General features: G+C 40.8%; 21 protein-coding genes and 2 pseudogenes. 15 read left to right on the top strand and 8 right to left on the bottom strand.

Going from position 1 to position 17804, the window contains the following annotated elements:
• The 4 genes and pseudogenes from B2W49_RS09290 to B2W49_RS09275 all read left to right on the top strand — a co-directional run.
• The coding region (locus B2W49_RS09290) for a biotin synthase BioB (protein ID WP_414630595.1) at positions 1-353 on the top strand (353 nt) is incomplete at its 5' end.
• A 60-nt stretch (positions 354-413) separates the two neighbouring features.
• A pseudogene (locus tag B2W49_RS09285) lies at positions 414-1099 on the top strand (class I SAM-dependent methyltransferase).
• 80 nt (positions 1100-1179) lie between these two features.
• Positions 1180-1977 (top strand): thioesterase family protein, encoded by a 798-nt coding sequence (locus B2W49_RS09280; protein ID WP_291340405.1) that lies wholly within the window; start codon positions 1180-1182, stop codon positions 1975-1977.
• A gap of 105 nt (positions 1978-2082) precedes the next feature.
• Positions 2083-2859: a Rossmann-like and DUF2520 domain-containing protein gene (locus B2W49_RS09275; RefSeq protein WP_291340403.1), complete on the top strand. Its 777-nt coding sequence runs from the start codon at positions 2083-2085 to the stop codon at positions 2857-2859.
• Positions 2860-2942: 83 nt separating this feature from the next.
• Here B2W49_RS09275 and trmB read toward each other — a convergent pair whose 3' ends face one another.
• The gene (gene trmB / locus B2W49_RS09270) at positions 2943-3659 is read right to left on the bottom strand and encodes a tRNA (guanosine(46)-N7)-methyltransferase TrmB (RefSeq protein ID WP_291340400.1); all 717 of its coding nucleotides are present in this window, start codon (positions 3657-3659) and stop codon (positions 2943-2945) included.
• A 190-nt stretch (positions 3660-3849) separates the two neighbouring features.
• Positions 3850-5301 (bottom strand): SulP family inorganic anion transporter, encoded by a 1452-nt coding sequence (locus tag B2W49_RS09265; RefSeq protein WP_291340398.1) that lies wholly within the window; start codon positions 5299-5301, stop codon positions 3850-3852.
• 218 nt (positions 5302-5519) lie between these two features.
• Here B2W49_RS09265 and B2W49_RS09260 point away from each other — a divergent pair, with 218 nt between their 5' ends.
• Positions 5520-6131, top strand: a complete 612-nt coding sequence (locus B2W49_RS09260) for a glutathione binding-like protein (RefSeq protein WP_291340396.1) — start codon at positions 5520-5522, stop codon at positions 6129-6131.
• A gap of 107 nt (positions 6132-6238) precedes the next feature.
• Here the strand turns inward: B2W49_RS09260 and B2W49_RS09255 are convergent, their stop codons facing one another.
• The 5 genes from B2W49_RS09255 to B2W49_RS09235 form a co-directional block, all read right to left on the bottom strand.
• Entirely contained in the window at positions 6239-7021 is a 783-nt protein-coding gene (locus B2W49_RS09255) for a thiazole synthase (protein ID WP_291340394.1), read from the bottom strand.
• A gap of 13 nt (positions 7022-7034) precedes the next feature.
• Positions 7035-7232: a sulfur carrier protein ThiS gene (thiS, locus tag B2W49_RS09250; protein WP_004971499.1), complete on the bottom strand. Its 198-nt coding sequence runs from the start codon at positions 7230-7232 to the stop codon at positions 7035-7037.
• Between the two features lie 42 nt (positions 7233-7274).
• Positions 7275-7640 carry a DUF423 domain-containing protein gene (locus B2W49_RS09245; RefSeq protein ID WP_291340392.1) on the bottom strand — a complete coding sequence of 122 codons (366 nt, stop codon included), beginning with the start codon at positions 7638-7640 and terminating at the stop codon, positions 7275-7277.
• A gap of 172 nt (positions 7641-7812) precedes the next feature.
• The gene (rpoH, locus tag B2W49_RS09240) at positions 7813-8682 is read right to left on the bottom strand and encodes an RNA polymerase sigma factor RpoH (RefSeq protein ID WP_291340390.1); all 870 of its coding nucleotides are present in this window, start codon (positions 8680-8682) and stop codon (positions 7813-7815) included.
• Positions 8683-8844: 162 nt separating this feature from the next.
• The gene (locus B2W49_RS09235; protein ID WP_291340389.1) at positions 8845-9102 is read right to left on the bottom strand and encodes a sulfurtransferase TusA family protein; all 258 of its coding nucleotides are present in this window, start codon (positions 9100-9102) and stop codon (positions 8845-8847) included.
• A gap of 477 nt (positions 9103-9579) precedes the next feature.
• Between B2W49_RS09235 and B2W49_RS09230 the strand changes: the two genes are divergently transcribed.
• Both B2W49_RS09230 and rhlB read left to right on the top strand, forming a co-directional pair.
• Complete coding sequence (locus tag B2W49_RS09230) at positions 9580-9792, top strand: cold-shock protein (RefSeq protein ID WP_004648643.1); 213 nt, start codon at positions 9580-9582, stop codon at positions 9790-9792.
• Positions 9793-9903: 111 nt separating this feature from the next.
• The gene (gene rhlB / locus B2W49_RS09225; RefSeq protein WP_004971493.1) at positions 9904-11055 is read left to right on the top strand and encodes an ATP-dependent RNA helicase RhlB; all 1152 of its coding nucleotides are present in this window, start codon (positions 9904-9906) and stop codon (positions 11053-11055) included.
• Positions 11056-11165: 110 nt separating this feature from the next.
• Here rhlB and B2W49_RS09220 read toward each other — a convergent pair whose 3' ends face one another.
• Positions 11166-11543, bottom strand: a complete 378-nt coding sequence (locus tag B2W49_RS09220) for a hypothetical protein (protein ID WP_291340381.1) — start codon at positions 11541-11543, stop codon at positions 11166-11168.
• Positions 11544-11922: 379 nt separating this feature from the next.
• On the opposite strand from B2W49_RS09220, the gene B2W49_RS09215 reads away from it, so the two are divergent.
• The 8 genes and pseudogenes from B2W49_RS09215 to B2W49_RS09180 all read left to right on the top strand — a co-directional run.
• Positions 11923-12498 (top strand): nitroreductase family protein, encoded by a 576-nt coding sequence (locus tag B2W49_RS09215; protein WP_291340379.1) that lies wholly within the window; start codon positions 11923-11925, stop codon positions 12496-12498.
• Between the two features lie 25 nt (positions 12499-12523).
• A complete protein-coding gene (locus tag B2W49_RS09210) occupies positions 12524-13597 on the top strand; it encodes an NAD(P)H-dependent glycerol-3-phosphate dehydrogenase (protein WP_291340377.1) in 1074 nt (357 codons plus the stop codon).
• 155 nt (positions 13598-13752) lie between these two features.
• The gene (locus B2W49_RS09205) at positions 13753-14208 is read left to right on the top strand and encodes a SixA phosphatase family protein (RefSeq protein ID WP_291340375.1); all 456 of its coding nucleotides are present in this window, start codon (positions 13753-13755) and stop codon (positions 14206-14208) included.
• Positions 14209-14254: 46 nt separating this feature from the next.
• Positions 14255-15394 (top strand): type II secretion system protein GspL, encoded by a 1140-nt coding sequence (gene gspL, locus B2W49_RS09200; RefSeq protein WP_291340373.1) that lies wholly within the window; start codon positions 14255-14257, stop codon positions 15392-15394.
• A complete protein-coding gene (gene gspM, locus B2W49_RS09195; RefSeq protein WP_291340372.1) occupies positions 15394-15873 on the top strand; it encodes a type II secretion system protein GspM in 480 nt (159 codons plus the stop codon). Before gspL ends, gspM begins: the two co-directional genes overlap by 1 nt.
• A 111-nt stretch (positions 15874-15984) precedes the next feature.
• Positions 15985-16986, top strand: coding sequence for a quinone-dependent dihydroorotate dehydrogenase (locus B2W49_RS09190; protein WP_291340370.1), 1002 nt, complete (start codon positions 15985-15987; stop codon positions 16984-16986).
• A 3-nt stretch (positions 16987-16989) separates the two neighbouring features.
• Positions 16990-17571 carry a CvpA family protein gene (locus B2W49_RS09185; protein WP_291340368.1) on the top strand — a complete coding sequence of 194 codons (582 nt, stop codon included), beginning with the start codon at positions 16990-16992 and terminating at the stop codon, positions 17569-17571.
• Positions 17572-17596: 25 nt separating this feature from the next.
• Positions 17597-17804: pseudogene (locus B2W49_RS09180) on the top strand (amidophosphoribosyltransferase); the annotation flags it as partial.

Below are 17804 nucleotides of genomic sequence, written 5' to 3'. Positions count from 1 at the left end.
TACACCCTGAATCTGTGCCAATCAATATGTTAGTTCCAATTGAAGGCACACCACTGGCTGAAGTCGAAAAATTAGATGTGATTGAGTGGATTCGTACCATTGCAGTGACACGTATTATTATGCCAAACAGTTATATTCGTTTATCTGCAGGGCGTGAATCATTGTCTGATTCAGATCAGGCACTCGCATTTATGGCAGGTGCGAACTCGTTATTCTCAGGTGAAAAGCTTTTAACGACGCCAAACGCAGGCGAAGGCAAAGACAAACAATCGTTCCAAAAATTAGGCTTAGTTCCTGAACGTGCCAAGCCAACGGTTTCGGAATTGTCGGTGGATGCGATGGCTGTGGCTTAAGCAGACTTTGAAAAAGACTCAGATATTTAATGTCCGTAAATTAAATAAGAATCATGTGATATGGCAAAAGATTTTCACAGTGCAACTGTGGTTGCAGGCTATGACAGTCATATTCGGAAACTCATTCCTGGATATGAATTGGTACATCAACACATCAATGCAATTTTAAGCAGTCATTTGCCTGAAACAGCGCGGATTTTAATCGTAGGGTGTGGCACAGGCTATGAATTGCAGTATTTATTGCAGCAACATCCTCAGTGGCAATTTACTGCCATCGACCCATCTTTAAATATGCTGCAGCAAGCAGAAAAAAATATTCAGTCTGTGACAGGGTATGAGCGAGTGCATTTTATACAAGCAGATACACATCAATTTACCCAGCAAGCGCAGCTAGAAAACTTGCAGTATGATGCGGCATTGGCGATTTTGGTGGCGCATTTTGTACCAGTGGCAGAAAAACCTTTATTTTTTCAAGATATTTACCAAACATTAAAACCTGCAGCGATTTTATTAAGCTATGATCTGATGCAGCAGACTGAAAATATAGAATTGCGCTGGATGCAGAATTTGGCTTTGGATTGTGGTTTAACTGCAATACAAGCAGAAAAAATGCTTGACGAATGGCCGAAGATTTTCATTTAATTACTGCAGATACACAAGCGGCATTGCTGGCTCAAGTCGGTTTTCGTCAGTGTAAAACATATTGTCAACTTATGAATTATTATGGTTTTTTTGCGCAGAAATAGTTTAGCAATCACATCATTACGTCAGCATTATTTGTAGAAAAAACATCAGCACAAGAAAAGTTAGATAAGGGAAAGAGAAAATGTCAGCATATTACACTTTACTTAAACGTGAACAACATGCCGATGGTGGCTGTACTGCGTACTATCGTTGCAACATTCATGCACAAGGCGCGTGGAATCCGCATGAACAACACATGGCACCTGCAACGGGTATTTTGTGTGCAGAACTTGAGCGATTTAAGCCGCGTGATGATATGCGTATTGGTCGGGTCGGTTTAGATATTTTTGGCTTGATTACCTTTGGTGAGTTTAGTATCACCACCCGTATGATCCGGCCAGGTAAAACCATTGAGCTGATTGAAGCGGAAATGTGCGCTGAAGGAAAAACCTGTATTGTGGCGCGCGCATGGAAAATGAAAACCTCAGATACACGCGCGATTGCAGGACTGGAAGATTTACCAATAGAAAACCCTGAATATTTACCCGATTGGGATGGTATGCGTTGTTGGCCGGGCGGCTATATTCAAAGCATTGAAACCCGTGCGCATCCGGATCGTCGTGCAGGTAAGGGCATCGTTTGGTTAAGAAACCAATTGGATATGGTTGAAAATCAAAGTACATCCAGTTTTGTGCGTTTATTGGGGATGGTGGATACCGCCAATGGCGTAGTGCCACGCTTAGACCCGAATGCGGGTTGGGGTTTTCCAAATTTGGATTTGCAAATGCATTTACACCGTTTACCGCAAGGCGAATGGCTGGGTTTAGAAGTGACACAACAATATGGTGAAGATGGTATTGGCTTAACGAGTGCAGTCTTGCATGATACTCAAGGGCCATTTGGACGCAGTGAGCAAATTTTAACTTTGCGTCAATTCTAAATTGATTCAGAATTAAACAAAAAAATCTTAGGACGAATTGCTTCGTCCTTTTTTTATTGGCATGCTGTGTGCAGATTATTTCATCTTTTTTTATTTGAAAATATTATGCGAATTGGTTTGATTGGTGCAGGGCGAGTTGCACATCATTTGGCTCATGTTTTAAACGCACAGCATCAAATTGTGCAAATTTATAGCCGTAGTCTGGACAAGGCACAGCATTTGGCTGCACAGGTTGGCGCAGAAGCGATTGCAGAAGTAGAACAGCTTCATTCAGACCTAGATTTACTGATTATCGCAGTGAGTGATCAGGCGATTGCACAGGTGATTCAGGAAATTTATCATGACTTAAATCATGTGTTGATAGTGCATACCTCAGGCAGTACCAAATTAGATGTATTGCAACAGCATCATGCACGTTCAGGGGTATTTTATCCCTTACAAACCTTTAGTTTAGAGCGTGAAATTGATTGGTCAGAAACACCTTTATTCATAGAAGCTGCATTTGCTGAAGATCAGCAGCTTTTAGTGACTTTGGCAAATAGCCTAAGCAAAAAAGTCTATGCCTATACTTCAGAGCAGCGTTTGAGTTTGCATTTGGCTGCGGTATTTGCCTGTAATTTTAGTAATTATTGTTATGACATGGCGAAGCAAGTGGTTGATGCCCAGCAAGTAGATTTCAGTTTGCTGTATCCTCTTATGATGGAAACTGCGCATAAAGCGACCCAGAATGATCCGCGTCAAATGCAAACAGGACCTGCTATGCGGGGCGATCGCAATATTTTAAAGATGCATCAAGACTTATTGGCAGCAGGGCAGCAACATGCACTTGCCGAAGTTTATACACTGATGAGCCAACAGATTTTAGAACGTCATCAATCTTAGTCGTTTCTTAATCTTTGGACTTATGCCATAAAACCATCCCAGAAAAAAATGCTTCCGAAGGGAAGCATTTTTTATTGTAGAAACTAGTTAATTTTCTTGAAGATAAAGTCATTAATCTTATGACCTGCTTCAATTCCACGACGTTCAAACTTGGTTTGTGGACGCCATTCAGGACGAGGGTAGCTATTGCCTTTCCCCGCCAAGTTTTCTAAACGTGAACGATTGTCCAATACATCCAGCATCCATTCTGCATACGGCTCCCAGTCAGTTGCTGCATGGAACGTACCGCCTAACACTAATTTTTGCTCTACCAATTCCATGCGTTCATGGGCAACGAAACGGCGTTTGAAGTGACGTTTTTTCTGCCATGGGTCTGGGAAATAGAGTTGAACCGTATCAATGCTGTTGTCTGGCATTTCACGTAGAACTTGAATTGCATCGGCATCTAATACACGTAAATTGCTTAAACCTGCTGTACCTGCTTCATAAACGCACTGTGCAATCCCTGGAATATGGACTTCAATCCCGACAAAGTTACGTTCAGGATTGGCTTGCGCCATCAGTACTAAAGAACGCCCCATCCCAAAACCAATTTCTACGGTGAGCGGGCGTTCAGGGTGTTCAAAATGCTGACGTAAATCGCCAACAGGATATTCCAAAATTAAGTCGCCGTATTGTTGCAAGGCGCTACGTTGTGACGTATTCAATGGTGAAGAACGGCGCATGAACGTTACAATTTCACGATGCTCGTTGAGGTTGTCCAGCTCGACAACGTGCTGGTCTAATTGATCGTTCGACATAATTTTGGCAAATCTAATAAATTCGAATGCGGTATTTTAAGTCCTGAGCCATTGAAGTCAATTTTTTTCGCGGTTTTTCGCAGCGCCGCGCAAGATTGCGATCCATCTGCACCCTTTGAGCATAAAAAATGCTGAATCATTAAGATTCAGCATTTTGGGTCTTTAATGGTGTTTGAATATTTTGCAGCAATTACGAATTGGTGCTGTATTGATCAATTAAGGTATGACTGGCTTCATTCAATCCAATAATATGCACTTTAATTTGTTGGGCTTTAAATTTGTTCACCACGGTATTTAGCATATTTACAGAGGTAATATCCCAAATATGTGCATGCGTTAAGTCGATGGTGACATTGCTGATGTCTTCTGAAAAATCAAAAAATTGATAAAACTTTTCAGAACTGCTAAAGAAAATTTGCCCTGAAATCACATATTGGCGGGTATGTTCGCCCAATAAAAATGAGCTAACTTTAACTTCACTTTCCAGTTTATTCACCAAAAACAAAGCAGAAAGCAGTACCCCAACAAAGACACCCAAAGCAAGGTTATGGGTAGCCAACACCACAATCACCACAGCGAACATAACAATATTGCTTTGTTTAGGATGCTTTTTGAAGTTACGGATGGAATCCCAGTTAAAAGTTGTGAATGACACCATAATCATAATCGCGACCAAGGCTGCCATAGGAATATATGCCAACCAATCTTTGAGAAAAACCACCAAGCACAGTAAAAACACGCCTGCCGTAAGTGTAGATAGACGTGTGCGCGCCCCAGAGCTGACGTTGATAATGGATTGTCCAATCATGGCACAGCCTGCCATACCGCCCATAAAGCCACTGACAATATTGGCATAACCTTGACCACGACATTCCTGATGCCGATCTGCTTCTGTGCCTGTGGCTTCATTGACAATCGTCGTCGTCATCATGGTTTCAAGCAAACCGACTGTGGCTAATGTCATGGCATAAGGGAAAATAATAGATAAAGTTTCAAAATTTAGCGGAATGTCAGGCACTAGAAAAATAGGCAGTGTATCGGGAAATTGTCCTAAGTCGCTTACGGTACGCATATCTGCACCAAGTATTAAAGCAATCACACTCAGCACAATAATGCAGACCAAAGGTGAGGGAATGCTTTTGCCAATTTTAGGGAGGTAAGGAAATAGATAGATCACCGCCAAGCCTAATCCTACAAACAAATAACCTAAGCCATCCATTTTTGATAATTCAGGCAGTTGCGCCACAAAAATTAAAATCGCCAAAGCATTTACAAAGCCATAAACTACCGACTGCGAAACAAAACGCATCAGTTTGGCAACTTTAAAATAGCCTGCCACAACCTGAATCAACCCTGTGAGCACCGTTGCTGCCAATAAATATTGCAAACCATGTTCTTTAACTAGGGTAATCATTAACAATGCCATGGCGCCTGTCGCGGCAGAAATCATGGCAGGACGCCCACCAAAAAATGCAATCGTGACCGCAATACAGAATGAGGCATATAAGCCGACTTGCGGATCGACGCCTGCAATAGCAGAAAAGGCAATTGATTCAGGAATTAATGCCAAACCCACCACTAAACCCGCCAAAACATCTGTTCGGATATTGGAAAACCATTCTTCTTTTTTCAGGCTAATCACAATCTCAATTTCATGAAACTTTAAAGGGCTGTATGTTAAAACATCTTGAGATAAAAAAGCAGGCAAAACAGACTTGAAAAAGCCTGTCTTTTGCAGGATAGTCAAAGCGTAAGGACTTTTTAAGACATTTACGCTTTTTTGCAATTCATAGGTTCAATCACTTGCAAGTTTGTGACAAGCGATTTAAAAAAGAGATAGTTATATAACAAGGATCAAATATGAAGCTTTATTATTCACCAGGCGCATGTTCTTTAGCAGCACATATTATTTTAAATGAAGTGAATGTCGATTTTGATATTGAACGTGTGGATTTAAAAACCCATAAAACAGAAAAGGGTGTCGATTATTACGAAATTAACCCTAAAGGCTATGTACCTGCTATAGAAATTAACCCAGGTTTGATTTTGACGGAAAACGTAGCAATATTGCCATTTTTAGCGCAGCAAGACCCTAAGCAAGACTTAATTCCGCCATCGGGTTTAGGTCGTGCTAAAGTTTTGGAATGGTTGGGTTATTTAAACTCAGAATTACATGATGCTTATGCGGTATTTTTTGCTGGACCATTAGATGCAGATGCAAAAGAAAAAGCTTATGCAGAAATAGATCGTTTGTTGACTTATATTGATCAAGCGATTGCGTCATCAGACCATGAATATTTGGTGGATGATAACTTTGGCCCAGCCGATGCGTATTTGTTTGTCATCACCAACTGGTCAAACCATATTGAGCATGATTTAACCCCATATAGCCATGTGGTTGAAATCCGTAATAAAGTTGCTGCACGTCAGTCGGTACAAATTGCGATGCGTGATGAAGGCTTGATTCCTTAATCAGCTTTTTTGCCAGAATCAGCTAATAAAAAAGACGTTGAGTTGATACTCAACGTCTTTTTATTTGAGCTGACGAACTTGAAAAAGACCGCACAACTTTTTTATGATTATTTAAAGAAATAACCCGTTTCTGGTGAGCTGGCATTCGCCATACGCTTACGTGGCATACGGCCTGCCAAATAAGCTTCGCGTCCTGCTTCTACTGCTTTGCGCATTGCAGATGCCATGAGTACAGGGTTTTGTGCTGCTGCAATTGCAGTATTCATCAGTACACCATCGCACCCCAACTCCATGGCAATCGCAGCATCACTGGAGGTACCCACACCTGCATCTACCAATACAGGTACTTTGGCATTTTCTTTAATAATCGAAATGGTATGTGGGTTGAGAATACCTAAGCCTGAACCAATCAAGCTACCTAATGGCATAATCGCCACGCAGCCCATACTTTCCAATTCTTGCGCCACAATCGGATCATCTGAAGTATAAACCATGATTTCAAAACCATCGTCAATTAGCGTACGTGCGGCTTTTAAAGTCTCGGTGATATTGGGATAGAGGGTTTTTTCATCGCCTAAAACTTCCAGTTTGACGAGGTTATGACCATCCAGCAATTCACGCGCCAGCATGCAGGTACGCACGGCACTGTTGGCATCAAAACAGCCTGCAGTATTTGGCAAAATGGTGTATTTTTCTGGTGGAATCACGGAAAGTAAGTTGGGTTGATCTGGATGTTGCCCAATGTTTACACGACGAATGGCAACCGTGACAATTTCTGCGCCACTGGCTTGAATTGCCAAATCAGTTTCGGTTAAATCTTTATATTTGCCAGTACCCACCAATAAACGTGAATTAAAGGTACGTGAACCGATTTTAAAAGTATCTTGCATGGGTGCTCCGAGTTTAGCCGCCACCAACGGCATGAATAATTTCAATGCGGTCTTGATCGCAAATAGGGGTTTCGGCAAGTTTGCTTTTGGCAATAATTTTTTCGTTCTGCTCCACGGCAAAACGTTTGCCTTCTAAATCTAATGCCTGAATCAGTTGTAACAGGGTCGTATGAGTGGTCTGTTGTGCTTCGCCATTCAGATAAATTTGCATGACCGAGAATCCATCTTCAAAATTACAAAATACGATTGGGCTTTATTTGGCATATTTCATGGCTTGCCATGCTAAGCTTAGCCAACCCACAATCATGAGTGCACCACCAATTGGGGTAATCATGCCCAAACCGCGGACAATGTCCAAGGCCATGATATAAAGTGAACCGCAGAAAAATAAAATACCCAGTTGGATTAGAATGAAACTTGCTTTAATGGGAAGTTGTGGAATCACTTTAGCCAAGATCCCTAATGCCAAAAGTCCAAGAGCATGATAGAAAAAATAATCTGTTGCAGTTTGCCACCAACCTAATTGAATTTCAGTCGCACGGGCTTTTAAACCATGTGCACCAAATGCACCAAGTAACACCGCAGCCGCTAAATTCAAGGAAGAAATTGCAATCCACATACGCAAATTGACCTATTTAATTTTGCGCTTAACCTTAGCACATTTTTAAGCTAGGGAAAATCCGAGAATTACCTGCCTGTATGTCAGTTGTACGAATCCAAGACAATAAAAAAGGGCAGTTTGCCCAATTTTATTTTTCGATGTGCCAGTATTCACTTGGAAGAATGTCAGATTAGTTTGATGACATCGCCACTTTAATTTTTTCCATAGCATTTTTTTCGAGCTGACGAATACGTTCTGCCGAAACATTATATTCTGCTGCCAGTTCATGCAAGGTCGATTTATCATCATCTAACCAGCGACGCTGCAAAATATTACGTGAACGATCATCCAACTGCTCCATAGCTTCATGCAGGGCAGAAGTGCTTTGTTCTTCGTAGTCTTCGTTTTCGACCAAACGTGCAGGGTCGTAACGGTTATCTTCTAAATACAATGCAGGTGCAACATAAGTTGACCCTTCATCGTCATCATCGCCCTGTGCTTCAAAAGCTGCGTCATAAGCTGTTAAACGACCTTCCATTTCCAAGACTTGTTCAACGGTCACATTTAAGTCATTGGCAATAGATTGTGCTTCTTCAAGCGTCAGTTTTTTGCTAGATTTTTTGAGGCTACGTAAATTAAAGAATAATTTACGCTGTGCTTTGGTGGTGGCAATTTTAACAATACGCCAGTTACGAATAACATATTCGTGAATTTCAGCTTTAATCCAGTGCACAGCAAATGACACCAAACGCACGCCCATATTGGGGTCAAAGCGTTTCACGGCTTTCATTAAGCCTAAGTTGCCTTCCTGAATTAAATCGCCCTGCGGTAAACCATAGCCCGCGTAACTTCGTGCAATATGCACCACAAAACGTAAATGCGACATGACTAACATTTTAGCCGCGTCTAAATCTTGATCGTAATAATAACGCTCGGCTAACTCTTTTTCTTGTTCAGCCGTTAAAATAGGAATTTGGTTAACAGTACTAATATAAGCCCCGAGGTTTACCCCTGGTGCAGATAATGACAGGGGCATCAACTGATTGCTGCTGTCACTCATGAGATCTCCTTATAGGATTGGGTAGGTAAAATAACCGATGTCTTTATCTTAATGCCAATATTCTACTTAAATAAGTAAAATTGGTGTAGATATGTAAATCTTTATAGCAATAAGCGGCGAATATTAAGTCATTAAAATAAATCAACAATCAAATAGATGTGCTTATTGCGATGCTTTTGGCTTGGCAACATCAATCACATAATGAAACTCTGTTGCCGAAATCTGGCTTGCTTCACAGCTGTATTGATGTAACTGACAATACCGTACCACATCTTGCTGGCTGTGCGGATCAGATGACTTCAGTAAAAACCGAGCAGAATCTGAATGTTTAAGGGCACGTTTCAGCATCAATAAAGGCATAGGACAAGGTTGTCCCATGGCATCAATCACTATGATAGGTTGTTCAGTATCACACAGCATTGAATTAAAAATTCACCTTAAAAACAGTATGATCATACTAGCAAATTCACTTACAAATCCCAAATAAATTTCATCTGAAGCATAGAGACTATTCATTGCGCGACTTACTGCGCATAAGGGCAAGAGAATTGGCTTATTTTGCGAGATATTTGCAATAAAATTTATAGAACAAAATTGTGCTAAGTCACTTAACAGAAATAAAAAATTTTAGATTTGTTTAAATCGCTTCAAACTGAACAAGATAAATTAAAAAAAATCTATTAATTGTCATAAACCCGTGTTAAGCTCGATGCGTATTTAGGATTTTAGATAGACAGTCGTTGTTTGTCGCCCTATTACAAATGGATGTAACCGGGATTTTGTTAATAGTTATACAGAATGATTACAAGCTTAGAAATAAAAATATTTTTAAACTTTGTTTGCTCTGCTGTTTGCAACACCGGGTGGTCCTTCTTTTTAATCAATGAGGATTAACTTATGACAGCTCGTGAACAAGGCGTAGTTAAATGGTTCAACGACACTAAAGGCTTTGGCTTTATCCAACGCAATGGCGGCGACGATGTATTCGTTCACTTCCGTGCGATCCAAGGTGATGGCCACCGTTCGCTTCGTGACGGTCAGCGTGTTGAATTCAGCGTAGTAAAAGGCCAAAAAGGCTTCCAAGCTGAAGAAGTACAGCCACTAGATTAATCACTCGATTATTCTAAAAAAAACGCTCCAATTCTGATTGGGGCGTTTTTTATTTGTATTTCTGTTTATAATAGGTCAGTTTTTTGTCTGTATAAGTTCGAGCATATATTTATGTCATCTGGTTTTGAAACCTTAAATTTACATCCGCAATTGAAACAAGCTATTGATGCTTTGGGTTTCAAGGAAATGACGCCAATTCAGCAAAAGGTTTTAAAATTTACTTTGGCTGGACATGATGCTATTGGTCGTGCGCAAACAGGTACAGGAAAAACTGCTGCCTTTTTAATTAGTGTCATCAATGATTTATTGAACAACCCAATTCAAGGGCAGCGTTATCGAGGTGAACCGCGTGCTTTGGTTTTGGCACCTACGCGTGAATTGGCTTTGCAAATTGAAAGTGACGCAAAAGATCTGACCAAATTTACCGACTTAAATGTGGTGACTTTGTTGGGTGGTGTAGATTTTGATAAGCAAAAGTCACAACTCAATAAAAACTTTGTCGATATTATTGTTGCGACACCAGGGCGCTTAATTGATTTTGTAGAACAAAAAGAAGTTTGGCTCGATCAAATTGAATTTTTAGTGATTGATGAAGCAGACCGTTTACTGGATATGGGCTTTATTCCATCGGTAAAACGTATTGTGCGTTATTCACCGCGTAAAGAGCAGCGTCAGACTTTAATGTTCTCTGCAACTTTTAGTTATGATGTATTGAATTTGGCTCAACAGTGGTTATTCGAACCTGTTACAGTGGAAATTGAACCTGAAAAGAAAACCAATGCCGATGTTGAGCAACGGGTATATATGGTTGCCAAAACTGATAAATATAAATTGCTTGAAGAAATTTTACGTGATGAGCCCATTGAAAAAGTCATGATTTTTGCCAATCGTCGTGATCAGGTGCGTAAGCTTTATGATCATTTAAAGCGAGATGGCTATAAAGTGGTGATGCTATCGGGTGAGATTGCACAAGACAAACGCTTAAAAATGTTGGATCAATTCAAAAACGGTAAACATAACATCATGATTGCAACTGACGTTGCAGGACGTGGTATTCACGTCGATGGTGTGTCGCATGTAGTGAATTTTACTTTGCCTGAACAGTCCGATGATTACGTACACCGTATTGGTCGTACAGGTCGTGCAGGTACACGTGGTGTGAGTATCAGCTTCTTGTCTGAAGATGATGCGTTCTATTTGCCAGAAATTGAAAAGGCGATTGGTCAAAAATTGCCGTTAACACGTTTAGATGGTTATTGCTAATCATTAAATTTTTAAGCTAATTTTAGTTTAAATTTTGCTGCACTTGGTTTAAAAGTCGCTCTCGGTAGAGCGACTTTTTGTATTTGGCTCTTATGTCGTGCTGAAATAATTTACTTTGCCTGACATCTAAAGGTCAAAACAGTTTGATAATCATCATCACGAGCAATATCCGTATTACGTCCCGCAATCGTACCTAAAACAGTTGCTGCTGCCTGAATCATTTGTCCCGTTTGCTCATCGACCACACCTTTGAGTGCACCGTTGTAAGATGTTTTTTCATCGACCAAGACTGGAGCGGCACGCGTACCACAGGTTTTATTGGCAGCTGTAATTGCATTATTTTTAGAAATAATATTACTTTTACCTAAACCTGTGACTTCATACAGGTTGTTTTCTTTTTGAATGGCAAGTGAATTATTCGGTGTGGTGGCACATGCTGTTAAAAGTGCAAAAACGGCAAGGCTAGAAAAGGTGACTATTTTTTTCATCTCTACCTCAGGGTTAAAACGCTGTTGTGCGTATCGTTTGTTGATGATATTTCAATTCAAATGAGCAGATTGAAAATAACAATTTGATCTAGTTGAACATAATCTGGCTGCTTTTAAATGTAGACACTGTATATGCTGTGTTGATAATTCGTCATTGATTTATACGCATCAAACCCAATCCATCATGGATTTTTATACTCTTAAGCTATAGATAAATGAGTCCAAGCATTATTTTTTAGGTGTTTTGAGCAGGTTCAACTTAAAAGTTTAGGTACACAGAGTGCCAATAAGAATCTTGCAAATAAGCATACGGAAATAGCGCATTTTTTTGAGTTTATGCTAATCTTAACCGAGATTATTGAAATAGTTATATAAGTTAATGACGGATACAGCGATAGAAATCGTTCATCAGAATATTCATCAACGCCAGTCTATGGGGCAGTTAGTTGAACCTGCACCAAATGCTGTGCAGCTAGAAATGGCTTTTCAGGCAGCTTTAACCGCGCCAGATCATCATCGTTTAAAACCTACGCGCTTTGTGGTAATTACTGCTGAACAGCGTGAAGCATTTGGTGAGTTACTTTCTCAAGCTTTGACAGATATGGGCGAAACTGATGCAGTTCAGTTAGAGCGGGTGAAACAACATCCGTTTCGTGCGCCACTTTTGGTGTTGGCTTTAACGCAATTTCAGGATCATCCAAAAGTACCACGTTTTGAGCAGACTTTAAGTACAGGTGCTGCGGTACAAAACTTTTTATTGTCTTTACAGGCGCAGGGCTTTGCCAGTATGTGGCGCAGTGGAGCAGTCGTTGAGTCGAACTTGCTTAAACAAGCTTTAAACTTAAATGCAGATGATTTAATTTCAGGCATTATTTATGTGGGAACAGCGGTCAAAGCCATTCCTGCACGCGCTGAGTTGAATACGCAAGCTTATGTTCGTTATTGGAACGGATAAGTCTATTTTTTAGGATATAACAATAATGTCAGAGTTAAATTTTGCCGATTTGGTTGAACCTGTTGCAGTAGATCGAAAAACAGCGTTACGCATTACAGTATTGGGTGGTGGTAGTTTTGGCACAGCAATGGCCAATACAGCAGTGCGTAATGGCTGTGACACGATGATTTGGATTCGTGATGAAGCGACTGCCAAAGAAATTAATGAAACGCATATTAATCGACGTTATTTGCCAGATTTTCAGTTGGAACAGGACTTAAGAGCCGTTTCAGATTTAGAAACTGCTGTCCGTGACCGTGACATTATTTTAGTGGCTATTCCAAGTCATTCTTTCCGTGGTGTGTTGCGTCAAATTAAGCCTTTTATTAGTGCACAAGCAGTGGTGTCTTTAACTAAGGGGATTGAAGCCAAAACTTTTAGTTTTATGAGCGATATTATCTGCGAAGAATTACCTGAAGTGCCGTATGGCGTATTGTCTGGCCCGAACCTTGCCAAAGAAATTGTGGCGGGGCAGCCTGCAGGTACAGTCATTGCCAGTCATTCTGAATTGGTGCGTTATGCGGTGCAGCAAGCTTTGCATAGTGCGTTATTCCGTGTTTTTGCCAGTGATGATGTGAATGGCGTGGAATTAGGCGGTGCACTGAAAAATATTTATGCAGTCGCAATGGGGATGGCTGCAGCTTATAACGTGGGTGAAAATACTAAGAGTATGATTTTAACCCGTGCATTGGCAGAAATGAGCCGTTTTGCGGTGAAACTTGGCGCTAATCCATTGACCTTTTTAGGTTTGTCGGGTGTTGGTGACTTGTTTGCAACCTGTAGCAGTCCATTGAGTCGTAACTATCAAGTGGGTTTTGCATTGGGTAAAGGCAAAACGTTGGAACAAGCCACAGAAGAATTAGGGCAAACTGCTGAAGGGATTAATACCATCGTGCAAGTGCGGGCGCGCTCGAATGAGTTAGATGTGTATATGCCAATCACTTGTGCACTTTATGAGGTGATTTTTGAAGGGGCGCCGCCCATGAACATTGCTTTGTCTTTAATGAAAAATGGGCATCGTAGCGATGTAGAATTTGTATTGCCACATCATCAAGTTTAGTTTTACGTCCATAACAACAGCGCCAAAGCAGGTAAAAACTTGCATGGAATATGACAGTTTGGTGAACTGAATTGTCATATTATCAGGTTATACTGAGCGCATAATTTGAGTTAAATTGACACAACTTAATGTGTATCATCCTATAAGGAAATTCTATGCAACTGACTCTTGTTCGTCATGGTGAAGCCGCTCCTGCAGTGATGGGTAATGATCATCAGCGTCCATTGACAGAGCGTGGTCATATACAAGCACAAGAAACAGCGGACTATTTAAAGAATATTATTCAGCCCGATGTATTTGTGGTCAGTCCTTTATTACGTGCACAAGAAACTTTGGCACATTTGCAGAAATATTTTAAAGATGTGCCTGTGGTGGTATGCAATGCCATTAAACCTGAAGATGATGCAAAAGTAGCGGTAGAATGGTTGTCACAATTGCCGTATGAGTCAATTGTAGTGGTATGTCACATGAATGTGGTGGCTTATATGTCTGAGATTTTAACATCAGAATCGTTTAATCCGTATCAATTGGCAGAAGCACGAATTTATGAACAGGCAGTCATTGCTGCGGGACTTTCCACCCAAATCAAAAGTTTTATTCCAAACGCATAAAATAAATGTATAAAGTTAAATACAATTCAACGGTAGAACGATAATAATGCTGTATTTATGGATGCCAGAAGCCAATGGGGTTTGGCAATGGTCAAATGGTGAACATTGGACACAGGCAGATAATCTTGATGCTCTGATTCAGGCATTACAGTCTTTTCAAGGTAAAGATGCTGTGGTGTTTTTCCCAAGCCGTGATGTGCAAATCATGCAACAAACTTTGCCTAAAGCCCAATATAAACAATTGGGTGCCGATGGCGTCAAGTATTTATTAGAAGAATATACCGTATTGCCAATCGATGCGATGAAGGTGGTTCATCATTTTCAGTCACCTGAGCAAATAACCGTGTTGGGAATTGCTAAGCATAGTATTGAAACCTATTTGCATGTATTCAGTTTGTTGCCTGTTAAAATTAGTGCATTGTTACCTGACTTTTTAATTTTGCCGCAACCTGAAGCAGGGCAAACGGTGATTGGAAATATTTGTGGGCGCTTACTGGTACGTGAAAGTGAATTTTTAGGTTATTCGGTTGATGATTTGGCGGTTTATCTAGATTATCAAACTGCAGAACGAAATTATAAAATCACCAACTTTAGTGCAGAGCAGATGCAAAGTATTGAAGCATTTGCAACCCAAGAGCAGTTAGAAAGTTTTCATTATGTTGTGCCTGTATTGCCGAAAGCCAAACAGCATCCATTCAATATGCTACCAAAAGCTAAGCAAAACACGGGTGTTTCAGGTTATTGGAAGGCCTGTGCTGCAGTACTCCTTGGGATTTTAATTGTACAATTTAGCTATGATGCACTGCGCTGGAGCAAACTTAAACAAGTAGCTGATCAAACAGCGGTTCAAGCCATAGAACAGTATCAATATTGGTTTGGCGCAAACAGCCGTATTACCGAACAAAATATTCAAAGCCAGTTTCAAAGTCAGGTACGCATGAGCAAAAATCCAGATACTCAAGCGCTGCAATTGCTTAGTCGCGTTGGCCCTGTGTTGATGCAAAATCAAATTGTGGCCAATCGTGTGAGTTATGACGCGAATACGTTGAACATGGAGTTGAGTGCCAACTCGGCAGCAACCTTGCAAGCACTCACTCAACAATTGAATCAGCAAGGTTTTAGGGTCGAGCTAGGTAATATTCAGCCGAGCGCATCAGGCGCAGTAGGATTAGTGAAAATACAATAATGAAAGCCATGGAAAAAATGTCCACTTTGATCGATCGACGTATTGAACTGATACAAGATTATTTAGATCGTTTAAATACACGTGAACGTGTTTTGGTGGTCTTTACCACAATTTTTGTGATTGTTGCTGCTGTGGGTTCTGCTCTGTGGTATATGCATGCGGCAGCCGAAAAACAGCAAAAACGGGTGAATGACCTTAAAGACTTGGTGGTGGTGATGCAAAGTCATGCGGTCACCATGAAACCTGCTAATGATGCACAACTCAGTGCAGCTGATAAAATTCAGCGTGTGGCTCAGCAACAGGGCTTATCGGTCGCTTCGCAGCAAAGTGGTGACAAAATGCAACTGGTGGTCAGCCATGCTAGTTATGCTGTGTTGGCAAATTTTTTAACCCAATTGGCGCAAATGGGATTAAGTATCGAAAAAATGGAATTAATTTCTGAGGCAGGGCAGATTAAATTAACTGCGACAGTCCAGTAAAGGCTAAAAATAAAGTCCGAAACTCGGAAAATAAACCCATGTCAAGCATAGCGTTTTGACTGGGCTAAGCCTATAATATGGCGACTTAGAAAGCAGTAGACTTTTGCAGATATGTTGTATTCTCTAGCCCGCCCGTTGTTATTTTCTTTAGCACCAGAGCGTGCGCATGAGCTGACACTATCACTATTGAAATCGAGCCATAAAATGGGTTTGATGCGTCAAAAGACTGTAGTGAAACCTGTGACTTGTATGGGAATTGAATTCCCTAATCCAGTAGGTTTGGCAGCAGGTCTAGACAAAAATGGTGCGTATATTGATGCCTTAGCTGGTTTAGGCTTTGGGTTTATTGAAATTGGCACCATTACGCCACGTCCTCAAGCGGGCAATCCGCATCCACGTTTATTCCGTATTCCACAGGCCAAAGCCATTATTAACCGTATGGGTTTTAATAATGATGGGGTCGATCAGTTGATTGAAAACGTCAAAGCAGCAAAATTTAAAGGCATTTTGGGAATTAATATTGGTAAAAATGCCGATACGCCAGTTGAAAATGCAGTAGATGATTATCTGATTTGTTTAGAAAAAGTCTACAACTATGCCTCCTATATTACTGTAAATATTTCATCACCGAATACCAAAAACTTGCGTAGTTTACAAAGTGGTGATGCGCTCACTGAATTATTGCAAACTCTCAAACAGCGTCAGTTGGAGTTGGCAGAAGAACATCAACATTATGTGCCGCTAGTCTTAAAAGTTGCGCCAGATTTAGACCCTGAAGATATTCAGTTTATTGCCAAACAATTATTACAATTTAAAATTGATGGTCTGATTGTGACCAATACTACTTTGTCGCGTGAAGGCGTAGAAAACTTGCCGCATGGCGATGAAGCAGGTGGTTTATCGGGCGCACCTGTATTTGAGAAAAGTACCGCATGTTTGGCAGCATTTTCAGCAGCACTGAAAGGCGAAATTCCGTTAATTGGTGTAGGTGGTATTTTGTCGGGCGAACAAGCCGTTGCCAAAAAAAATGCAGGTGCAAGCTTGGTTCAGGTGTATAGTGGTTTAATCTATGCGGGTCCTGAGCTGGTTCAAGATTGTGTGAACGCCTTATAACTTATGAATACCATTGATATCGTTATTCTGATTCTCTTGCTTATTGGAGGGTTGAACGGTTTGCGACAAGGATTTATTAAAGCCTTTGCGAACTTGGTAGGATGGATTTTTGCCCTGATTGTAGCGGCAAAATATTCAGTTGTCCTAGCACCTTCGATGACAGCTCTCAGTAGCGATCCTGTGGTACAAAAAATTGCAGCCTTTGCATTTATTGTTTTGGTCATTGTGGTACTGACCTGGATTGTTACCGCTGTTTTAAATGGTGTGTTAAAGAGCTTGAAGCTTGGCCCATTAAATCGTTTGGCAGGCGGTGCATTTGGTACCTTGAAAGGCTTACTCATTGTCCTTATTACTATTCAAGGAGTTGGTCCTTGGGTAGAAAGCTCTCCTTATTGGAAACAGTCTAAATTTGTGCAAACTTTGTTGCCATATGCACCGTGGGCAACCGAACTGTCTAAGGACGCTGCCAATGAGGCTTTACAGCACATCAAGTCGAAAGATGCCGTGCCATCTTCCGACATCGCATCTGACGCAAAAGAAAATCGCTCTAGTGCAGATGGCTCAACGAATAATCCTTTTTATTAATCCCTAGCTGGTCTGCGAGGTTGCTATGTGTGGAGTTGTTGGTATAGCTGGTAAATCACCTGTTAACCAAATGTTGTTTGATGCATTAACGATGTTACAACATCGTGGACAGGATGCAGCTGGGATCGTAACTTGCCACAATGGACGTTTATTCTTGCGTAAAGATAATGGTATGGTGCGTGATGTATTCCATACACGTCACATGCGTGCCTTGCAAGGTAATTATGGTATTG

The organism is Acinetobacter sp. UBA801 (assembly GCA_002296655.1).
In the GTDB taxonomy this organism is placed as follows: domain Bacteria; phylum Pseudomonadota; class Gammaproteobacteria; order Pseudomonadales; family Moraxellaceae; genus Acinetobacter.
This window is presented reverse-complemented; position numbering and strand designations above follow the sequence as displayed.